The organism is Catonella sp. (genome assembly GCF_052169795.1).
GTDB lineage: Bacteria > Bacillota > Clostridia > Lachnospirales > Lachnospiraceae > Catonella.
Genome location: NZ_JBQNBU010000040.1, coordinates 1 through 19,755, shown reverse-complemented (window position 1 = coordinate 19,755; position 19,755 = coordinate 1). Strand labels below are relative to the sequence as shown.

Here is a 19,755-nt window from a genome sequence, read left to right as displayed (position 1 = left end):
ATTACAACCTTAAATCTTTCATTAATTATATCAAAATATAAAGCAATTAAGCAATCTATTTATTTTTTTCAGCGTCTTTTTATCCTGCATCTGCCAATACAGGTAATCTTCCCAAGCTTCATCACTCCATATTTTTTGCATAAACTTATACCTCAATCAGTTCATGCTCTGTTAACGATTTTTCTCCTGCTTCAACCTTCCTTATAGACTCTCTAAGCCTTGTCATGTTCTCCTCTGAATAAAAAGGATCAGCAGAAATTTCAAAAGGTATTCTCCTCTCTCTAACAGCTTTTTTTGCAAATACACAAAATGCAGTCGTCATGTTCATTCCTATTTCACTGCAAAATGCATCAAACTGTTTCTTTAATTCTTCGTCCATACGTATATTTATGCTTGTCTGTGCCATATTATCAACTCCCTTCTTAATGAAATTATAAACAATTTCATATACTTTGTCAACAAATTTGTTTACAAAGTAAAGCAGTATTACTTGTTACTAATTTTATTATATCATTTATCTTATCATTTTTATAGCATAAATGATAAGATAAAATTTTCTTCCTTGACATTCATGCTTATTTGTTGTAAAAACTCTTTAGCAATAAGAAATAAAATAAGTTTATGTGAGGTCTGTATGAGATTAAGAAATGTACCCGGTTCAAGAGAAGATATAGCTAACAGCGAATTTGTTATACAGGAAGCTGAAAAACATAAAGGAGAAATTTCCTCATTTTTTCCTGCTAAGCAGCCTCTTTTTATAGAAATAGGCATGGGAAAAGGACAGTTTATAACCACACTTGCAAAGCTTAATCCTGAAATAAATTATATAGGGATTGAAAAATACTCAAGTGTGCTTGTAAGGGCTTTAGATAAGCAAAATGAACTTGAACTTCCAAATCTTAAATTCATCCGCATGGATGCAGAAGATATTAATGATGTTTTTGATGAAAATGAAGTGGATGGTATTTATCTTAACTTTTCCGACCCTTGGCCAAAAGACAGACACGCAAAGAGGAGGCTTACTTCAAGACAGTTTTTTGCACGATATGAAAAGCTCTTAAAGTCTGATGGTAAAATCCGGTTTAAGACCGATAATGCAAGCCTCTTTGATTTTTCTTTAGAAGAAGTAGAAGCTACAAATTTTAAAGCTACCGAAGTTTCCTATGACCTTCATAACAGCGAGTGGAATGAGGGTAATATAATGACAGAGTATGAAGAAAGATTTTCTGCAAAGGGTAATCCTATAAAAAGAGTTGTGTTTATAAGACGATAAAAAGAAGCTGTCACATCGAAATAATCTAATTTCCCTGTGACAGCTATTCTACTACTATTGTAGAATACCTAGTCTATATTCTACTTAAATATCACCACCGTAGCTCCGGTTCCACCCTCATTATACTCTCCATCTCTAAAACTCTTTACATATTTACACTTCTTAAGATAATCATGTACAAGTCCTCTTAATGCCCCTGTACCTCTGCCATGAATTATTCTTACCTGTGGGAGATGGGCAAGATAAGCATCATCCATATACTTGATGAGTTCTGCCCTTGCATCCTCATAGCGGAGTCCTACAATATTCTTCTCTATGCTCACACTGAAACTCTTACTCATGCCTATACTGCCCTTACCGGTAGAAGACTTATCTTTAATTATCTTTACAGAGTTATCCTCTTCTACAAAAGCCAAATCCTTTACATTTACATTTGACTTCATTATGCCCATTGTGACTGTGAGATTTCCCTTCGCATCAGGCAGAGTACTTACAGTTCCTTTTATTCCCATAGAAATCACAAGCACCATATCTCCTATGTGTAACTGCTTATTTCCTACCCTATTTCGCTGGCTTTCCTTAGCTCTTATGCCATTGCTCTTTGTCACTTCGTTAATCTTTTCACGAAGTTTTGTTCTCTCTTCTTCCATCTCTCTTGCAGTAGCACCGCCAAGCCCCCATTTATTGTACTTTTTAATGGATGCATCAGCCATTTCCTTAGCCTCGGAGAGTATCTTATTCGCCTCTCGCTTAGCATCTGCAAGCAGACTTTCTTTCCTTTCGGCAAGTTTTTCTACATCTGTTTCAAGAGCCTGTTTTTCTTTTTCTATCTCAGCCCTTCTCTTCTTTATCCTCTCTTCTTCTTCCTCAATGAACTGCCTGCTTCTGTTTAGTTCTGCTATTACATCTTCAAATCGTTTGTCATTTGTATCTATTCTATTGGTTGCATCCTCTATAATTTCATCCGACAGACCAAGTTTTTTTGAAATAGCAAAAGCATTACTCTTGCCCGGTATTCCTATAAGAATGCGATATGTAGGCATGAGAGTTTCTATATTAAACTCAAGGCTTGCGTTTACAACTCCCTTTGTTGTAAGAGCATATACCTTAAGCTCACTATAATGAGTAGTTGCCATGACCCTTGCATCTCTTGCCTGAAGATTTGCAAGTATAGCCATCGCCAGAGCAGCACCCTCTGTAGGGTCAGTTCCTGCCCCAAGCTCATCAAAAAGCACAAGGCTCTCCCTGTCCGCCTCTTTTAAAATGCTTACGATATTTACCATATGAGATGAAAATGTAGAAAGACTTTGCTCTATACTCTGCTCATCTCCAATATCCGCATATATTTCACTAAATATACCAAGCTCAGACTTATCGAAAGCCGGTATATGAAGTCCTGCCTGTCCCATAAGGGTAATAAGTCCTACTGTCTTAAGCGAAACCGTCTTACCGCCAGTATTAGGTCCTGTAATTACAAGGAGTTCAAAGTCTTTTCCAAGATTAATATCTATAGGTACAACCTTTTTCTTATCTATCAGTGGATGTCTGCCCTTTTTGATATTTATTCTCCTGTCAAGATTAAATACCGGCTCAGTTGCACTCATTTCCTTTGCAAGCTCTGCCTTGGCAAAGATGAAGTCAAGTTCAGGAAGTACACCTACATCATATCTAAGTTCATCCAAATACCCTGCTGCCTCATTTGAAAGACTTGCAAGCACCTTTTCTATTTCCTTAGCTTCCTCTATAATTAATTCACTTAATTCATTATTATATTTAACTACTACTGCAGGCTCTACAAATACTGTCGAACCGGTGGAAGACTGATCATGAATAAGTCCGTCTACCTTAGTTCTATGCTCATTCTTAACAGGAAGGCAATATCTGCCGTTTCGCATAGTTACCTTGTTACTCTGTAAAAGTCCTTTTTCAGAAGCTGAATTTACAAGACTGTCAAGCTGTTCCCTAATTTTAGCATTGGTAAACTCTATCTTTCTTCTTACATTTTTAAGTCCGGGACTTGCATCATCTGCCATATCCTCTTCAGAAATGATACAACGCTTAATTTCATTATTGTAAGGTGAAAGAGGTGCAAGCAGCTCAAGCCTTTCAGAAAGGCTGTCAGCTTCTAATGAACTATCCCTTTTAGCTCCAAAGTTTTTCACACGCAGTGCCACATCAAGAGTCTTACTTATATTTATCAGCTCTCCCATGCCAAGGGTAGAACCCACTTCAAGCCTTATTAAAGAATCTCCTATCTCAGTAAGTCCGGAAAATGAGATATGACCTGACTGATATAGCCTTGCAAGTGCATCAGCAGTTTCTTTCTGTGCCTTATTTATCTCCTCTATATCCGTCATAGGAACAAGTCCTAAGACGGTCTCCTTTGCCTTATATGAAGAGGCAAGTTCAGATAACCTCGTTAAAATCTTATCAAACTCTAATGTATGTAATACTTTTTTATTCATATATTTCCCTTTTATACTAAGTTATTTCAACTGCATTACTTTCCCCAAAAAATATATACAGTACTTAAACTATTTAGTTTTTCTAAAATGCATAATCCACATAAAAAGGAACTGCCAATACGGCAGTTCCCTAAGGTTAAACAATCTCTCTAGAACTCAATAAACTTACTTTCTGCCTGCCCATTTATTACATAATAAGCTCTGCGTTCATTAGCATTGATGTAAACCTTTACAGACTTAACATCTTCAAGCTTTCCACCCTCTGCAAGGTATGCTTCCTTTGTTCTCTCGATCATCTCATCCGAATTTATCTGTATGCCGTTAAATTCAAAATAAGTCTCAAGGTCAATCCCCATAGCTGCCGCATTCTTTACATCTTTGTTTACAGTCATACTTCCTCCTATCATTACATTAACTATAGTTACTATATTGAAAGACAAATGTCTTACAACCGACTTAATGACTCCATTTAAGCCTGTGCAAATCTCCTTTCAGTTTCATTCCCTCAAAATCCTGCTGCCTTAGTGCCTCATATAGCATAATCGCAACTGAATTAGAGAGATTTAAAGACCTTATTTCTCCAATCATAGGTATCCTTACCGAAGTATCTTCATATTTTATTAAAATCTCTTCCGGAATTCCTGCACTCTCTTTACCAAACATTATGAAATCATCTTCATTATATTCCACTTCTGTATATGCTTTTTTAGCCTTAGTTGTAGCCATATAAATCCTTGCACCGGGGTTCCTTGCCATAAACTCACTAAAATTTTCATATACATATAAATCTAAGTCTTTCCAGTAGTCCATTCCTGCCCTACGTACCTGCTTATCCGATATATCAAACCCAAGAGGCTTAATCAGATGTAGTGAGGTTCCGGTAGCGACGCAGGTACGACCTATATTGCCTGTATTTGCAGGTATCTCAGGCTCATGCAAAACTATATTCATAATCAATCACTGGTAATGGCTATGTTAAAATTAATACATTTACTGTCTTCATACGAGAGCGGTATGCATAAGTTCTTAGTAAATGCAGTGCTGAAAGTCATATCTCCGCTTCCTACCGTAGGTGGAGTAATATCTATCCCTATACCCTGGCTCGAAAATAATGTTGCCGCATTTCCAAGAACCATATTTCCAAGCTCACATATTGCACTATGTCCAATTTCTCCAAGCTCCGGCAAAGGCCCCTGCATCATCATCTTACCTGCTATATCGCAGGCCACAGGATTAGTAAATTCTATGATGACCTGTCCTCTTACATCGCCTGTAATTCCTATTATTATTATAAGTGAATCATGCGAAAACTTCATGTCCTTAAGCCCCGGCCTGCCGATAGCAGTGTCAATCATACAAGTCTGCTTAAGTATAGTCGTAGCGGCCGCAAGAAAGGGATTGATGTATTCAACACTGAGTCCTGCCATATTACTACCTCCAATATTATTTTTTCAGATGTCTCTTTGCAAAACTTTCTATTCTTGACATTGCAACTCTTAAGTTGTCAATAGAGTACGCATACGAAATTCTTATAAAACCTTCTCCACATTCTCCAAAAGCTGTTCCCGGAACTACCGCCAGCTTCTCTTCTTCTAACAGTTTTGTAGCAAATTCCTCACTGGTCATATTAAAATCTTTTATACAAGGAAAGATATAAAATGCTCCGAAAGGCTCAAAGCATTCAATACCAATTCGTTTAAGTTCCGTCATAAGGAATCTTCTGCGTTGATTATATGCCTCACGCATATTATCTACATCAGCATCTCCGTTTTTAAGTGCTTCAATGGCAGCATACTGACTTGTGGTAGGGGCACACATAATTGCAAACTGATGAATCTTTAGCATCTGGCTTATAACTCTCTTAGACCCTGCCGCATATCCCATACGCCAGCCTGTCATAGCAAAAGCCTTTGAAAAACCGTTTATGTATACTGTCCTCTCCTTCATCCCCGGAAAGGCAGCTATGGATACATGCTTTCCTTTGTAAGTAAGCTCTGCATATATCTCATCAGAAATCACAAATATATCTTTTTCTATGACAAAATCCACTATAGGACGAAGCTCCTCTTCTGTCATAATAGCTCCGGTTGGATTGTTTGGAAACGGCATTATTAAGACCTTGGTCTTGTCCGTGTAATAAGCCTCAAGCTCTTCCCTTGTAAGCTTAAATTCATTTTCAGCCTTAAGAGGTATGGATACAGGCTTACCCCCCGCAAGATGGGTACAAGGCAGATAAGATACATAACAAGGCTCAGGTATCAGAACTTCATCACCCGGATCAAGTATTGTTCTAAGTGCTATGTCGATTGCCTCACTTCCTCCTACAGTAACTATAACCTCATCTTTAGCATCATAGTCTAAATTGTATTTTCTTTTTACATACTCAGAAATATTTTCTTTCAGCTCTTTAAGTCCTGTATTTGAGGTATAATGAGTTTTGCCTCTTTCTAAGGAATATATTCCCTCTTCTCTTATATGCCATGGTGTCTGAAAATCCGGCTCACCTACTCCAAGGGAAATAGCATCTTTCATCTCACTTACTATATCAAAAAATTTTCTTATTCCGGAAGGTTTTATATCCTGTATTGCATTATTTAATATTTCCCTCAAGGTGTAATTAACTCCCTTTCATCTTTTTCTTCTTCAACATAGCTCATGCCATGCTCCTTGTACTTCTTTAATACAAAATGGGTTTCTGTACTTATAACCGACTCAAGAGGAGACAACTTGCTATGTACAAACTTAGCTACCTCCCTCATGCTCTTTCCTTCAACTATAACCATAAGGTCATAATCAGCAGACATAAGGTAAACATAAGATACCTCTTCAAATCTATATATACGCTTTGCCATAAAGTCAAAGCCCTCATCCCTTTTAGGAGCAACCTTTACCTCTATAAGAGCGGTAACTGTTTCAGTGTCATCTATTTTATCCCAGTCTACAAATGTAGGATAGCCACAAATTATTCTCTCTGCCTCAAGTGCTTTAATTTCGACACTTACCTGCTCAGGAGAAATACCCAGCATAGCCCCCAAGTCATTTGCTGATAACTTACTGTTCTTTTCTATAGCCTTCAGTATTTCCTGCCTTAATTTTTTGTTTTCCATATACACTTCCTCTTAATGCCTATTATACTACTATAATACTATAACTTACTCATTTCAACAAGTGCAAATTAATCCAAATTAATTCAATTTATTTGCACAAATATACCTCGGAGATTCTATGAACCTTTCCTCATCTTCAAAAACTATAATTCTTTTCTTTTCTTTTGTAACATTTCCTATGCATACAGCAGTAAGTCCTGCCTTTCTTAATACATAAGTCAGTTCTTCACCTCTGTCTGTAGCAATGAGATATGCCCCCTTTGAATTTAATTCCAAAGGATTAATGTCAAAATAATTACATATTTCTATCGTCTCCTGCTCAAAGGAAAGCCTATCGGCATATACCTTAAGTCCTGCCTCTTCTCTTTCCCCAAGATTCCAAAGCCCTGCAAGCAGTCCTCCTGCTTCAAGCGGAATCATTGCAGTTGCCCTATAAAAAGGCACAGCATCCATCTCTATAAACGGAAGCCTGTCTCCGGACTTAGTCTGCATTCTCTCCAGATAAAGTTTAGAAAAAACCGATTTCAGCATTTCCATATTTCTAGCTACAATTTCTATCATTCCGGCCTTTCCCGGACTTCCTGTCAAGATTATCTCCTGTCCTTCAAATATTTTCCGACACTGCCATGGTGCATCTGATATCTTTTTTAGCTGTCCTTTTCCGGATAGGAGAACCGTCATTTCTTCCTCACTGCCCTCTTTTATATGCACAGAAACTCTTTTAATTTCAGCACTCAGAGCATCTGCCGTTTTCTTTAAGGATGCTGAAAACTCTCTAAGCATAGCTTCATCAAATCCACCTGAAAAGACTATCTCTGCACGGATTTCATCAAGACTTCCTCCTGCACAAAATAATTTCCTTGCAATGTTGTTAAAATCAGCTTCCTTAAGAGTTACCTTTCCCTTGTAGGTTTTTACATCACTTGCTTCTACAGTGTATGCAGACTCATTCTGTCCGGTTATAGAGACAGAGTAGGCATTTTTTTGGAATAAACGCCTACTCTCCTCCTTTAAATACAATTGCTTTATTACACTTCTTGTATAAATATAATCAGGAATCTCTATCATCCTTCTATTCCCTCTTCTGAATCATCTGTTTCTTTATCATCATCACTTGGTACAGGGGTTTCTTTTTTATTTTTATTGTTCTTTTCTATTTTTTTCTTATCTTCAGAGGCCTTCTTTTCCTTTTTCTTTTTCTTTTTCTCTTCCTTCTTTTTCTTTTCTTCCTCTGCTTTCTTCTTTGCTTCGGCAGTTTCATACTCATGAGGCTTATAATTACTTGTATTTACTATGCTCTTTTCTTTTAAAACCCCATCTACATAGACCATCTTGTAAAGCTGTGCCCTGCTTCCGTTCTTTCTTGAAAGTACTACACTGCTAAAATCAACCTTTCTATGAGCTACATCCCTTGTTTCATGTCCATACACATTAAAAGTAATACTTCCACCACTGGTTATTCCTTCTACATATACCGGATATTTTGAAGTATTCTTAAACACAAAATCTTTCCAAGTGCCTGCTATTGCAGCATCTCTTGCAAGAGCTACATAATCTACAGATAAGGAGTGATTGAACCTCTGTACTACATCAAGCTCTGAAAATAAAACTGCATTATAAAGGGTTGATGATACCTGGCAGATTCCACCACCCATATCCGGTACTACTTTACCGTTTACATAAGCAGTTCCCATTCCATATCCGTTCTGCACTGTATATGGTTCCATCTTCTTATTGGCTGAAAGTGTTTCTCCCGGCATCAGAACTGAACCATTAATCAGTTTGCAACCGTTGGTTACATTCTGCCCTCTTCCGCCTGCAGGGTTGTATTTGGTAGTAAATGAGCCCAGTAAATCAGTTACTTTGGCAAGTTCGTCCTTATCATACTTCGGCTTTTTGCTTACAAGTGTGAAATCCGCTCCTATCTCATCTCCTACCGATGCAGGAAGTGAATTAATATATTCCTCAAAACGTTCTTTCGCAAGGGCTAACGATGCCTTCTTATCAATGTTTCTTCCTGTCTTCCCTCCACTTACTATAAACTTTCCATTTTCCCTTGTAAGACTTGCATTTTCTGCTGCAATATCATACTTTTGAGCAATATCGCTTACAAACTTATCCAATTTCTTTTTATCATATTTAAATTCAAGATTATACTCCGGTCTATTAGTCTTAGCAGTCTTGATAGCTTTATATCTTTCAATTATATTACCTGTTTCACCTATAAGTGAAATCTCTTCAACAATCTTCTCACTTTTAGCCTTCAATCCCAAATTGGCAAAAGATAAGGACTCTGAACCCTGTATTTCTCCATTTTCAGTTACAGACACCCTAAATTCCTTTTCTTTAATCCTATTTATATAGTCAGACAGGAGATTTTTTGCCTCTTCCTTAGTCTTGCCTCCCATATCAATTCCATTTACACTTATGCCCTCACATATTACCCCATCAGGCTTTTCACTAAGTGCCGAAACAGTAATACCCAGTCCAATAGTAACCACCATCAAAACTGCAACTGTTACATAGACTGCAATTAATAACTTCTTCCTCTTCATTTCCCACCTCTTATCAATTTCCTAACATACTTGCAATCATAGGAATAAGCATTGATGCCACAACGATTATAATGATAATTCGTGAAACTAATTTTTGGTTTTTCTTATTATTGAAATTCATAATCTTCTCCCGATATTATTTGATTAAAGTATTTTGACCCCTATCTTATAATATGATATAATTATAAAGTGTCAAAATTATGAAATATAAAATTTTTATTAAAAATCATGCACTTGCAAATGGAGGTAAATATGCCAATTTTCCTTATATTCGTCATCCTTTTTGCCATTTGGATAAAATATGAAACAGGCAAAAATTCAAAAATCGAAGCCAAATCCAATGCGGAATTCTTTGAAAGAGAACGACAGTCAAATTTTACAAGAAAAGCCGACATCTCCAACCTTGATTATATCACTATAGCCATTGATAAACTGCCCTTTATCGGAAACTATGAAGGGATTACTTCCTTCCAATCCTCACATATAATGGACAACTCTGTAAAAAATGAAATCCTCTCTTGCGAAAAGAGCATTATAGCCTTAAATAGTAAAAAGATACTAAATCTTAGCGGACTCAGTAACACCGATATCAAAATGCAGTACGGTGTTGCCAACCTCCAGATATTAATACAGTATGACGAAAACTTCTCCAAACTCTCAAGGCTGCTTGCCAAATGGGGCAGTCTGCTTTTTGAAGTAGGCGAACTTACTGCCGCTGAACAGGTTCTCTCTTATGGAGTAAGCTGTAAATGTGATATAGAGGATATTTTTATAAACCTTGCAAAAATATACCGTCATAACGGCAACGAACTTGGCATCAGCGACTTAGTTGAATCCTGTAGCTGTTTTGATGACCTGCGCAGGGAAAATATCATAAATCAAATCACATCTGTTTAACAATTTTATAACAACCTTTACTCACATACAATAGTAGATTTTACTGAATTTAATGTGCTTTTTACAATACAGAACAGCAAATTTGTGGAAATCACTTGCTTGACGGACATATATCTGCTAAAAAGCATCTCTCACATTTTGGTGAGCGTGAGGTACATATCTCCCTGCCAAGGGCTATTACATCCAAATTCCAAATTATCCATGCACTCTCAGGCAGTACTTCCATCAGTTCAAATTCTGCCTTTACAGGGTCTTCAGTAGTAGTGATACCGAGTCTTTTAGATATTCGCTTAACATGGGTATCTACAACTATGCTCGGTATATCAAAAATATTTCCTCTTACAACATTAGCCGTTTTTCTACCAACTCCGGGAAGTACTATCAGCTTTTCAAGTTCTTCAGGCACTTCTCCGCCATACTCGCTAAGCAGCATTCTTGCACAAGCTATTATATTTTTTGCCTTGTTGTGATAAAAGCCGGTAGAATGTATATCCTTCTCCATCTCCCTTAAGTCCGCCCCGGCAAAATCCTCCAGTGTTTTATATTTTTTAAATAACTCTCTAGTTACTATATTAACTCTCGCATCTGTACACTGTGCACTTAAAATGGTTGCAAATAAGAGTTGCCATGCATTTTCATGCTCAAGATATGTACGGCTCTCCCCTCCATATTTTTCTATAAGACGGCGAATAATCTCATCTATCCGCTCTTTTTCTTTTTTTGATAGTTTTTTCATATATGCTCCCACAAGATTTAATTTTGCACAATCTAATATAGCATATTATTAGAGGATAGTCTAGGTTAAATTAAAAAAGCATTGTGTAAGAAAGTTCAATGAACTAAACAGAATAAAAGCTATAATAATAAAAACGGAGTCCCTGCCACCCTCGTGGCAGGGACTCCGTAACTCATCATATTTATTGAGTTAATCAAGCAAACCCTTATATGTTTCTTCTGCACTTAAAATTTCTATATCATACTTACTATTATCAAAAATAAAGGTATAGGTTTTGTAGTCCTTTGACTCAATAATTACCTTAACTTTCTTATTTTTGCCGCCTCTAATCCTATATAATTTTACAGTAGAATTAGTTTTTTTATAATAATTAGTACCTCTCTCAAGAAAACTATCAGAAGGTCTGTATTGGATACCATCAAAATAAACATTGGTTATACTATTAACCCAATCAATAGCACCTTGATACCCCATAGTTTTGCTAATACCAAATGCAAAGCAATTATCAAACTCACTCACACCATAATCTTTTCTAGTTGGATTTGGCAAGTTAAGGTTCTTCTTTCCTGATTCATCAGGAACTGATGCTCTTGCCCTATCTCTTATAGCCAATACCTTAGCTGCTGCCTCCTTAACTTCATTTGCCTTATTGGTAAAATCGTTGGCTGCTGTCTTCAATGCCTCTTCATCAAACTGATTTTCATCTGACAGTTTATTCTTAATTTCATCACGCAGATTTTCTAATTCTCTTTGTTTCTCATCAACCTTATTTTTTGCAGTATCGACTTCTTTTGCATATACTTCTGCTTGTGTTATTACTTCAGCTATCTTTTTCACATTAGCCACAGCCTTATCTAAGCCTTCCATAGCAGTTTTTACTTCGTCTTCCTTATTAGTTAACTCAGCTTCAATAGCTTTTTTTGCTGCTGCTCTTCTTAGCTTATCTACCTCAGCCTTCTTCGCTAATGCAGTCTCCATTGCGGTTTTTGCTTCTGCTGTCTTTGCTTCTGCCTTCTTTGCTGCTGCCACAACATCCTTTACCGCTCTGAATAAATCATATACATTTTCAGTATTTTTTGCTGTCTCATATGCCTTATTTGCTTCATCAAGAGCAGATTGTACACTATCAAATGCTGCCTTTGCAGTTTCATAAGCCTCTTTAGCTTCTCCTGCCTCTTTTTCTGCCACTTCCTTGCTTTCTTCTGCCAGTTTAGCTGCCTCTTCTGCTTTGGTTACATATTCTTTTGCAGTTTCTAATGCCTGCTTTACTTTTTCTACTGCCTCTTCTGCTTTTTTTCCTTCTTTTTCTCTCACATAGGCTTCATCTTCTGTCTCTATCTCTTTTATATCCCTAGCTTCCTCTGCCTCTTCCATAGCAGTCTTTGCCGCCTTAGCAGCTTCTTCTACTGCTTTTGCATTTTGTTCTGCATCTGCTGCCGCCGCTACTGCATCTGCTACACTTCTTGCATTATTTGCTGAATTAGCAGCCTCTGTAGCCTTATTTACTGCCTCTTTTGCCTTTGCTAAAGCCTCTTCTGCTTCTTTTGCCACTTCTTTAGCTTCGTCAATTCCCTCAGCTGCTTCGGCTGCAAGTTTTGCATAGCCCGATACTTCACTAAGCATTTCTGTAGCTTTAGTCACAAATCCCGCTGCCTTATCTACTGCTTCTTTCTTTCTTTTTGCTTCTTCTTTAACTATGTTTACAGCCTCTTCTACTGCCTTTGCTGCTTCTTTTGCTTCTTGTTCTTTTTGTACTGCAAGCAAGGCCAGTTCCTTTGCCTTAGCTGCATCAGTTGCTGCCTTTGCTTCTTCTACTGCTTTTTCAGCTGCATTAACTGCTGCCCTAGCCTTATCCGCCTCTGCCTCTGCCCTAGCTGCTGCCTCAGATGCACTATCTGTTACATCACTAATTTCATCAATTTCATCAACCAAATCATCAGCTTTATCTGATACCTTCTCTGCCTCCGCTGCTGCTTTCTCTGCTTCTTCTACTGCTGCAGCCTTTGCATTTCTTTCTTCTTCTGCCCGTCTTTCCTCTTCTGCCCTTCTCTCTTCTTCTGCCCGTCTTTCCTCTTCTGCCCTTCTTTCTTCTTCCGCTCTTCTCTCTTCTTCTGCCCGTCTTTCCTCTTCTGCCTTTCTCTCTTCCTCTGCCTTCTTCGCTGCCTTTTCTTCTTCTGATAAACCGCTTGGTGAATAAGGCCTACTATAATAGCTATCACCCAAATAACCTACACCGCCTGATGTACTTCCACTGTTAGATGATGTGCTTTCTGTATTAGACTGTGTGCCTTCTGTATTTGACGATATGCTTCCTGTATCATTGTTTTTTACATCTTCACTATTCTCAGAAGTATCTCCATCATTCTTATTAAATACAGCTGCACCCTGTGCTGTCTCATCATCTTCAATTTCTAAATCAGAATTTGCATATGTTTCACCCGGTTTTACACTTATCTTTTTCCCCATAACAGTTAGCTTTACTGTCTTCTTTGTAGAATTAGTAACTACCAAATCTATCTTAGATGTAACCTTAGCCGTTTCCGAACCCGGTCTGTATATAAGATCCGCATAAGCTGCTTTTCCGCTTATACTAAGAGTCGTTTTTGAAGCTAGCTCAATTTTATTACCGGTTTCATCTATTATAAGTTTTGCATTTTTAACTGCACCTAAATAAATGATTTTCTTAAATTTTGTTCCCTTTGGAATGTATACTTTTGACTTATCTGATGAATTTATAACAAGAATCTTATCTTTATAATTGCCTTTTGGTACTCTAAAATTCTTTGCTGAAACTGTATTTAATACTATCTTATATACATTTTTTTGCTTTAAGACTGACTTAAGTCCCTTATTAGTATTTACTGTAACCTCAATCCTCTTTACTGCTATCTTCTTTGTAGTTGCTGCCTGAGTTACTTCCCCAAAACACTGAGCAGGCAATACACTTAATGACATTGCCGCTATCATAGCTGTTGCTAAATTCTTCTTGAACTTCTTCATCTTTCCTCCTAATAGACATATTTAATCTAATTACATATAATGATTCTCTTTCTCACTTGTTTATCCTATCAATTTACTATGCTAAAGTCAATATCGTTAATGATTATTATTCTCAAAAGGCTAACAAGTATAATTGTGTGAATACTTCAAAATCCTTATTATCTCAGAAATAATCCTAATAATTCTTGAAGATTTGACCAATTTGTTATATCATTGTACTTATAATTTTCTAAGGAGGATTCTATGTGGACAAGAGCAATACTTAAAGCTAACGCAAAGGCTGCTGTTAAAAAGAACTATGTAAACGTGCTAATTGTATCACTGATTTTTGCCTTTATCTCCGGAGCCTTCAGCTCTTCATCTGCCGGTAAGGAAGTCAGTTCCTCGCTTACCTCAGGCCATCTGTCAAAAGATCTCCTCTCCTTTGCCAACATGGTTGTAGGACTCTCTATAGTTGCCGGAGTTATAGGCATCATTATTTCTATACTAGTCTTAAATCCAATTAAAGTTGGAGTACAAAGATTTTTTATAGAAAACCATTATGCTAAACCCGGACTTAATCCTCTTCTTTATGCATTTAAGACAAACTATACCAATATAATGAAAACTATGTTTTTAAAGGATATTTACCTCTTCCTTTGGTCATTGCTTTTAGGTATCCCCGGTATAATTAAGTCGTATTCATACCGTTTAGTGCCTTATATACTTGCTGATAATCCTGATATGTATCCTGATGAGGCCATAACCCTATCCAGAGAAATGATGGACGGACACAAACTAAATACTTTCATACTGGATTTAAGTTTCATACCATGGTGGTTGCTTTCAATATTTACCTTTAATATTGCCGGTATTTTTTATGTGTTCCCATATATAGACACTACTAATGCAGAACTTTATTTAGCTATTAAAACCGGTTCTCCTAACTATGGCGGTGGTTATTATGATGAATTTCAAACATTTATTTGATAATGGAAAAGTGATATATTCTGCAAACTGTTACGGAAATAATGATTTAGAAATTGTAGATAAAACAGAAGAAGGCGAATCTATCCGCCTTCTTCTTGTAAATGGAGCCAGAGAATCTGCAAGTTATAATAAAAAAGAGTATCGTAATGACCTTGTGTTCAGATATTCAATAGGTTTCAATGATGTTTTTCATATCAATAACAGCCTTAAAAAATGCCTTCTCATAGGAGGTGCCGGCTTTTCTTATCCAAAATACTTTATCAGCCATTTTCCCGAAAAAACTCTTGATGTAGTAGAAATAGACAGCTCCATGGTAGAGCTTGCTTTCAAATACTTTTATTTAGATGAACTTTTTGATGACTATAATCTTTACGAAAATAAAAGGCTCACAATATATATCATGGATGGACGGGAATATATATCCACTACCTCAAATACCTACGATGCCATCTTCAATGATGCCTATATTTCAGACTCTCCCGCCGAAGGACTGATGACTTTCGAAGCTGTTTCATTAATAAAAAAATGCCTTAATCCTAATGGTATCTATGTTGTTAATGTAATTACAGCCATCTCCGGAGAGGCAGCCTATCCTCTCTTTTCTGTACTCGCTTATATAAAACAACATTTTAAATATACTAAGTTTTTCAAATGTCGCCTTGATACTCCTGCAAATGAAAAGCAGAACTGCCTTATTTTTGCATCTGATGCTCCTCTGCAATAACAGCTCTCATTAGAACTCAACCTCATCGGGATTATGTGCATGACCTCCCATATAAGGCATTTTTAAAAGTATTTTAATATCCTCTTCTTCAAGATTTACATAACTTAGATTCTCCCTCATTCTATAAGGAGAAACTGTTTTCGGAAGTACTACTATGCCTCTCTGCCTTAAAAATGAGAGGCATAGTTTTGCTACACTCATATTATATTTATCAGCCATCCTAACCAAAGTTTCATTTTCAAGCAAAGTCCCTGTCCCCAACGGACTGTAGGCTTCTGTTATTATTCCGTTAGCCTTATTATACTCCACAACTTCTTCCTGCATATATCCTATGTGCAGTTCTATCTGATTGACCATGGGGAGAATTTTCGTTGTTTCTTTTAATTCTTCCATGTGATGCGGTAAGAAGTTGCTCACTCCTATTCCCTTTACCAAACCTTCCTCATAAAGTTCGCATAGAGCCTTCCAAGTATCAATATTTACTTCCCTTGGATGTTTATAGCGTTTAGCATTTGCCGGCCAATGAATCAGGTAGAGGTCGATATAATCTAAGTCCAAATTTCTCATAGATTTATTAAAAGCCTTAAATGCCTTATTATAACTGCGGTTCGTATTCCACAGCTTACTTGTTATAAAAACCTCAGACCTGTCTTTTATAATTCCTTCTTTAACAGCCTCTCTTACACCAATGCCAACACTTTTTTCGTTGCCGTAAGCTCCGGCAGTATCTATGTGCCTATATCCTGCTCTCAAAGCCTCAAACACAGCCCTTTCACAAACCTCACCATAGGGTATGTTCCAAGTACCGAAACCTGTATCAGGTATCTCTATTCCATTTCTAAGTACCATATTACTCCGTTATATAACTAAGAATGAGTGCATAAGTATTATTCATTCCATCTATATGTGAGCGTTCATAGCCATGTGTAGCCCTTGTACCCGGTCCTACACAGGCATGGCGAATGTCATGCCCCGCAATTATAGAAGTATCTCCATCCGAACCATAATGAGGTGTAAATATATCAAGAACATAGTCTGCTCCTGCCCTCTTAGCCGCCTTTATCAGTTCATCATTAAACTCATAATGATATGGGAAACGGCTGTCCTTACAGAAAATACTTACTTTTTTCTCATCGGTAGTCTGTTCAGGTCCTACACAGGCTATATCAACTCCAAGTACATCCACTACATCAGACGGAAGCCAGGAAGTACCATGTCCTATTTCCTCATATAGGGCAAAATATAAATATACCTTACGGTTTAATTTCAGTTTTTCTTCTTTTAGAACCTTCATCAGCTCTATTAGAATTGCAGCCTGAGCCTTATCATCTATGAATCTGGATTTTATATAGCCATTTGAATACATAAACCTAGGCTCAATCCCTATCATATCTCCCACCTGTACACCAAGGTTTTTTACATCTTCATCACTCTTCACATCTTCGTCTAATATAACTACTATATTTTCCTCGTAATTAGGTGCTATTTCAAAATATTTATCAGGAGTTACATGAACAGATGCCCTATCTCTCTGCACAGCTCCTGTAATTATTTTTCCATCTCGGGTATGAAGCCTTATATTCTCCCCAAGAGCCGACTCCGCATGAAGTCCGCCTACAGGACAAACTGTAAGAGTTCCATCTTTTTTAATGTGGCGTACCATAAGTCCTATATCATCAAGATGTGCTGTAATGACTAAAGGTTCACCCTCTCCTCCAAGACAGGCTAAAACACCACCCTTCCTTGTTTCAATACATTCATATCCGAGTTCTTTAATCCTCTTAGCTATATAATTATGTATCTCTCTAAACTGTCCTGTAGTCGAATCAATCGCAAGTAAGTCCTGAAACTCTCGTAAAAATGCATCCTCATTCATCTTTCTCATCCCACTATTCTCCTATACTTCATCAATATCACATTTATATATCTAAAGCTTTATCTTCATTGCAACTTCTGTTAATTATATCCTGAACAGTAATACCGTCCAAATACTCATTTACTGTTTTATAAAGTCCCTCCCAGATAAAGAGTGTCGGACAGCAGTTCTGTCTTTCGCAATAATTAATCTCCTTTTCAAGACAGCTAACAGGAGCAACACTTCCCTCCGTAGTCCTTAAAATTTCTCCCACTGTATACTCTGAAGGCTCTTTTGACAGCTTGTATCCTCCACGATTACCTCTATTTGCAGTAAGCAGACCTGCACTATTTAAGACAGGCACAATCTGTTCCAAATATTTTTTTGAAATATTCTGTCTTGCAGCTATATCCTTCAGTGCAATGAAACCACTGTCTTTATGCTCTGCCAAGTCCACCATCAGACGCAGCGCATATCTTCCCTTAGTTGAAATTTTCATATCAGACCATCCACTTCCTCTGTTAATCTAATTATATATTTTTTCTTATCCTTAAATGACGGAAGAATTTCCTTATAAATATTTAAAAATTCTGTTTTAAGCTCCGATCTTGAGAGTCTGATACTGATGGGTAAAAACATAATATTATACTCGTCACCATCAAAAACCGGTACAATATCTGTCATATATGCTCCCAAACTCCTGTAAAAATCAAGTTCCTGCTGCCGCTTTTTTAATAATTTATCAATACCTGCTCCAACTCCCATCAATTCGATAAAAATTCCAAAAGGCAGGCTTTTAACATCTTTCTCCTTAGCTTCCTCTGCAAGCATCTCTCTTAACAATCCAAAAAATATTTCCGGATAATTATAGCCTCTATACTTTTTTAAGACCACAAAATAATCTAAAAGCATAACTCTTTTAAGTTTATCATTTATAAAAAAACCGAAACAAATAAGATGATTTTTATCATCATATAGTCCATAGCAACAACATAGTTCCCTTGCTATAAGCCACCTTACTGCCGCCTCTGAAATCAGAAAACTCTCATCATTTCCATTAAAAAATTTTGTAAGAAACCTCCTGTACAAGGATAAAATCTCTTTCTTCCCCAATTCTTTTAAAGTGAAATCCATCTGCTATTCCCCTTATTCTAACCTATTTATAATGAAAACCCGTTATCAGGTAGCCATCCTTAGTATTGCTTACAACTATATTCGGCTTTGACAGACCAAGTAAAAATCCGTCACTGTAGGCATTTGTAACAAATAAATTTGTTCTTGAGACTGAATCTGTAAGTCTTCTTGTAAATACATCCTCCTGCTTTATTGCCACAAACTCCTGTTCGTCTCCAATCCTTTTTTCTTTGCCTGTATCAAATACCAACGGATACTCACAAAGACCTGCAAGCATTCTCTTATCCCCACTTTTGACTGCAAGAATTATAGAGCCTGCCATACTAAGTGCAGCCTTATCAAGTTTAGGAAGTTTTTCCGAATCCACAACCTGTTTTATCTTTATCTTTTTGGTAGAATTCCCCTCCAACTTACCTTCATATTCAATTCTAACTGCAGCTCCGGATACAATACCTTCCTTTACCCCGCTAACATCAACTTTTTCATTTAATGCAAATTTCACCGTGGTACCCAAGTCGCTCTGAACTGTCATTGATTTCTCGGAAGCCGCAATTACAACCCCGTACATAACACCGTTACTGCTCATTGGAGGCACTTCTATACTTGGCTCACTCACTGTCGATGCTGCACTCTGTTCCTTTGCCACACTACCTGAGGTCTTATCAGCTTTTTTCCCACAGCCTGAAACTACTAACATCAGCACCGCTGTAACTGCTATAATATTGCAAAATAATCTTTTTCTCAGCAAACTCTCCTCCAGTCCTACAGGACGAATTATCTAAATACATCCTATATTTTAATACCTATATAATGATACAAGTGTCAAAAGTATAAAAATTCGATTGGGGCTTGCTTGCAAGAGAATTTATTATCTTTTGACACGCAAAAAATATGAGTAAGTAGCCATTTTTTGCAAAAAAATGAGCGGATTACGAATATTTTTGCAAGGATTGCGAGAGGTGAAGCCGAAGCAATCCTGTATCATTATAATACTATGTTTAAAAGAGTTTTACAAGCAAAAAAGTCCATCTCTATATGAG

General features: G+C 37.0%; 20 protein-coding genes and 1 pseudogene. 4 read left to right on the top strand and 17 right to left on the bottom strand.

Annotation, left to right across the window (positions count from 1 at the left end; genetic code table 11):
* Positions 1 to 48 precede the first annotated feature (48 nt).
* Positions 49 to 141, bottom strand: a pseudogene (locus ACTTKP_RS07390) (type II toxin-antitoxin system YoeB family toxin); the annotation flags it as partial.
* A 4-nt stretch (positions 142 to 145) separates the two neighbouring features.
* Positions 146 to 406 (bottom strand): type II toxin-antitoxin system RelB/DinJ family antitoxin, encoded by a 261-nt coding sequence (locus tag ACTTKP_RS07385; RefSeq protein ID WP_442553261.1) that lies wholly within the window; start codon positions 404 to 406, stop codon positions 146 to 148.
* Positions 407 to 634: 228 nt separating this feature from the next.
* Between ACTTKP_RS07385 and trmB the strand changes: the two genes are divergently transcribed.
* A complete protein-coding gene (trmB, locus tag ACTTKP_RS07380; protein WP_442553260.1) occupies positions 635 to 1,273 on the top strand; it encodes a tRNA (guanosine(46)-N7)-methyltransferase TrmB in 639 nt (212 codons plus the stop codon).
* Positions 1,274 to 1,353: 80 nt separating this feature from the next.
* Here the strand turns inward: trmB and ACTTKP_RS07375 are convergent, their stop codons facing one another.
* The 8 genes from ACTTKP_RS07375 to ACTTKP_RS07340 all read right to left on the bottom strand — a co-directional run bounded on the left by ACTTKP_RS07375 (position 1,354) and on the right by ACTTKP_RS07340 (position 9,400).
* Positions 1,354 to 3,738, bottom strand: coding sequence for an endonuclease MutS2 (locus ACTTKP_RS07375; protein WP_442553259.1), 2,385 nt, complete (start codon positions 3,736 to 3,738; stop codon positions 1,354 to 1,356).
* Positions 3,739 to 3,887: 149 nt separating this feature from the next.
* The gene (locus ACTTKP_RS07370; RefSeq protein WP_442553258.1) at positions 3,888 to 4,130 is read right to left on the bottom strand and encodes a DUF6465 family protein; all 243 of its coding nucleotides are present in this window, start codon (positions 4,128 to 4,130) and stop codon (positions 3,888 to 3,890) included.
* 64 nt (positions 4,131 to 4,194) lie between these two features.
* On the bottom strand, positions 4,195 to 4,692 hold the full coding sequence (locus ACTTKP_RS07365; protein ID WP_442553262.1) for a tRNA (cytidine(34)-2'-O)-methyltransferase: 498 nt from the start codon (positions 4,690 to 4,692) through the stop codon (positions 4,195 to 4,197).
* Positions 4,692 to 5,165 carry a chemotaxis protein CheX gene (locus ACTTKP_RS07360; protein WP_442553257.1) on the bottom strand — a complete coding sequence of 158 codons (474 nt, stop codon included), beginning with the start codon at positions 5,163 to 5,165 and terminating at the stop codon, positions 4,692 to 4,694. The genes ACTTKP_RS07365 and ACTTKP_RS07360 overlap by 1 nt, the downstream gene beginning before the upstream one ends.
* A 16-nt stretch (positions 5,166 to 5,181) precedes the next feature.
* Complete coding sequence (locus tag ACTTKP_RS07355; protein WP_442553256.1) at positions 5,182 to 6,348, bottom strand: pyridoxal phosphate-dependent aminotransferase; 1,167 nt, start codon at positions 6,346 to 6,348, stop codon at positions 5,182 to 5,184.
* A complete protein-coding gene (locus ACTTKP_RS07350) occupies positions 6,345 to 6,845 on the bottom strand; it encodes an Lrp/AsnC family transcriptional regulator (protein ID WP_442553255.1) in 501 nt (166 codons plus the stop codon). Before ACTTKP_RS07350 ends, ACTTKP_RS07355 begins: the two co-directional genes overlap by 4 nt.
* Positions 6,846 to 6,923: 78 nt before the next feature.
* Positions 6,924 to 7,913: a hypothetical protein gene (locus tag ACTTKP_RS07345; protein WP_442553254.1), complete on the bottom strand. Its 990-nt coding sequence runs from the start codon at positions 7,911 to 7,913 to the stop codon at positions 6,924 to 6,926.
* Complete coding sequence (locus ACTTKP_RS07340; RefSeq protein WP_442553253.1) at positions 7,910 to 9,400, bottom strand: VanW family protein; 1,491 nt, start codon at positions 9,398 to 9,400, stop codon at positions 7,910 to 7,912. Before ACTTKP_RS07340 ends, ACTTKP_RS07345 begins: the two co-directional genes overlap by 4 nt.
* 252 nt (positions 9,401 to 9,652) lie before the next feature.
* Between ACTTKP_RS07340 and ACTTKP_RS07335 the strand changes: the two genes are divergently transcribed.
* A complete protein-coding gene (locus ACTTKP_RS07335; RefSeq protein ID WP_442553252.1) occupies positions 9,653 to 10,297 on the top strand; it encodes a hypothetical protein in 645 nt (214 codons plus the stop codon).
* Between the two features lie 91 nt (positions 10,298 to 10,388).
* Here ACTTKP_RS07335 and nth read toward each other — a convergent pair whose 3' ends face one another.
* Both nth and ACTTKP_RS07325 read right to left on the bottom strand, forming a co-directional pair.
* Positions 10,389 to 11,033 carry an endonuclease III gene (gene nth / locus ACTTKP_RS07330; protein ID WP_442553251.1) on the bottom strand — a complete coding sequence of 215 codons (645 nt, stop codon included), beginning with the start codon at positions 11,031 to 11,033 and terminating at the stop codon, positions 10,389 to 10,391.
* A 189-nt stretch (positions 11,034 to 11,222) separates the two neighbouring features.
* Complete coding sequence (locus ACTTKP_RS07325) at positions 11,223 to 14,033, bottom strand: hypothetical protein (protein WP_442553250.1); 2,811 nt, start codon at positions 14,031 to 14,033, stop codon at positions 11,223 to 11,225.
* Between the two features lie 243 nt (positions 14,034 to 14,276).
* Between ACTTKP_RS07325 and ACTTKP_RS07320 the strand changes: the two genes are divergently transcribed.
* Together ACTTKP_RS07320 and ACTTKP_RS07315 are read left to right on the top strand one after the other, a co-directional pair.
* Positions 14,277 to 15,002, top strand: coding sequence for a DUF975 family protein (locus tag ACTTKP_RS07320; RefSeq protein ID WP_442553249.1), 726 nt, complete (start codon positions 14,277 to 14,279; stop codon positions 15,000 to 15,002).
* Complete coding sequence (locus tag ACTTKP_RS07315; RefSeq protein WP_442553248.1) at positions 14,977 to 15,726, top strand: spermidine synthase; 750 nt, start codon at positions 14,977 to 14,979, stop codon at positions 15,724 to 15,726. The genes ACTTKP_RS07320 and ACTTKP_RS07315 overlap by 26 nt, the downstream gene beginning before the upstream one ends.
* 9 nt (positions 15,727 to 15,735) lie before the next feature.
* Here ACTTKP_RS07315 and ACTTKP_RS07310 read toward each other — a convergent pair whose 3' ends face one another.
* Genes ACTTKP_RS07310 through ACTTKP_RS07290 form a run of 5 tightly spaced genes read right to left on the bottom strand, consistent with a single transcriptional unit; the run spans position 15,736 to position 19,463 of the window.
* Positions 15,736 to 16,575: an aldo/keto reductase gene (locus ACTTKP_RS07310; RefSeq protein ID WP_442553247.1), complete on the bottom strand. Its 840-nt coding sequence runs from the start codon at positions 16,573 to 16,575 to the stop codon at positions 15,736 to 15,738.
* A gap of 1 nt (position 16,576) precedes the next feature.
* On the bottom strand, positions 16,577 to 17,611 hold the full coding sequence (locus ACTTKP_RS07305) for a M42 family metallopeptidase (RefSeq protein WP_442553246.1): 1,035 nt from the start codon (positions 17,609 to 17,611) through the stop codon (positions 16,577 to 16,579).
* A gap of 34 nt (positions 17,612 to 17,645) precedes the next feature.
* Positions 17,646 to 18,080 carry an RrF2 family transcriptional regulator gene (locus tag ACTTKP_RS07300; protein WP_442553245.1) on the bottom strand — a complete coding sequence of 145 codons (435 nt, stop codon included), beginning with the start codon at positions 18,078 to 18,080 and terminating at the stop codon, positions 17,646 to 17,648.
* Positions 18,077 to 18,715, bottom strand: a complete 639-nt coding sequence (locus ACTTKP_RS07295) for a hypothetical protein (protein ID WP_442553244.1) — start codon at positions 18,713 to 18,715, stop codon at positions 18,077 to 18,079. Before ACTTKP_RS07295 ends, ACTTKP_RS07300 begins: the two co-directional genes overlap by 4 nt.
* A gap of 22 nt (positions 18,716 to 18,737) precedes the next feature.
* A complete protein-coding gene (locus tag ACTTKP_RS07290; RefSeq protein WP_442553243.1) occupies positions 18,738 to 19,463 on the bottom strand; it encodes a hypothetical protein in 726 nt (241 codons plus the stop codon).
* Positions 19,464 to 19,755 lie beyond the last annotated feature (292 nt).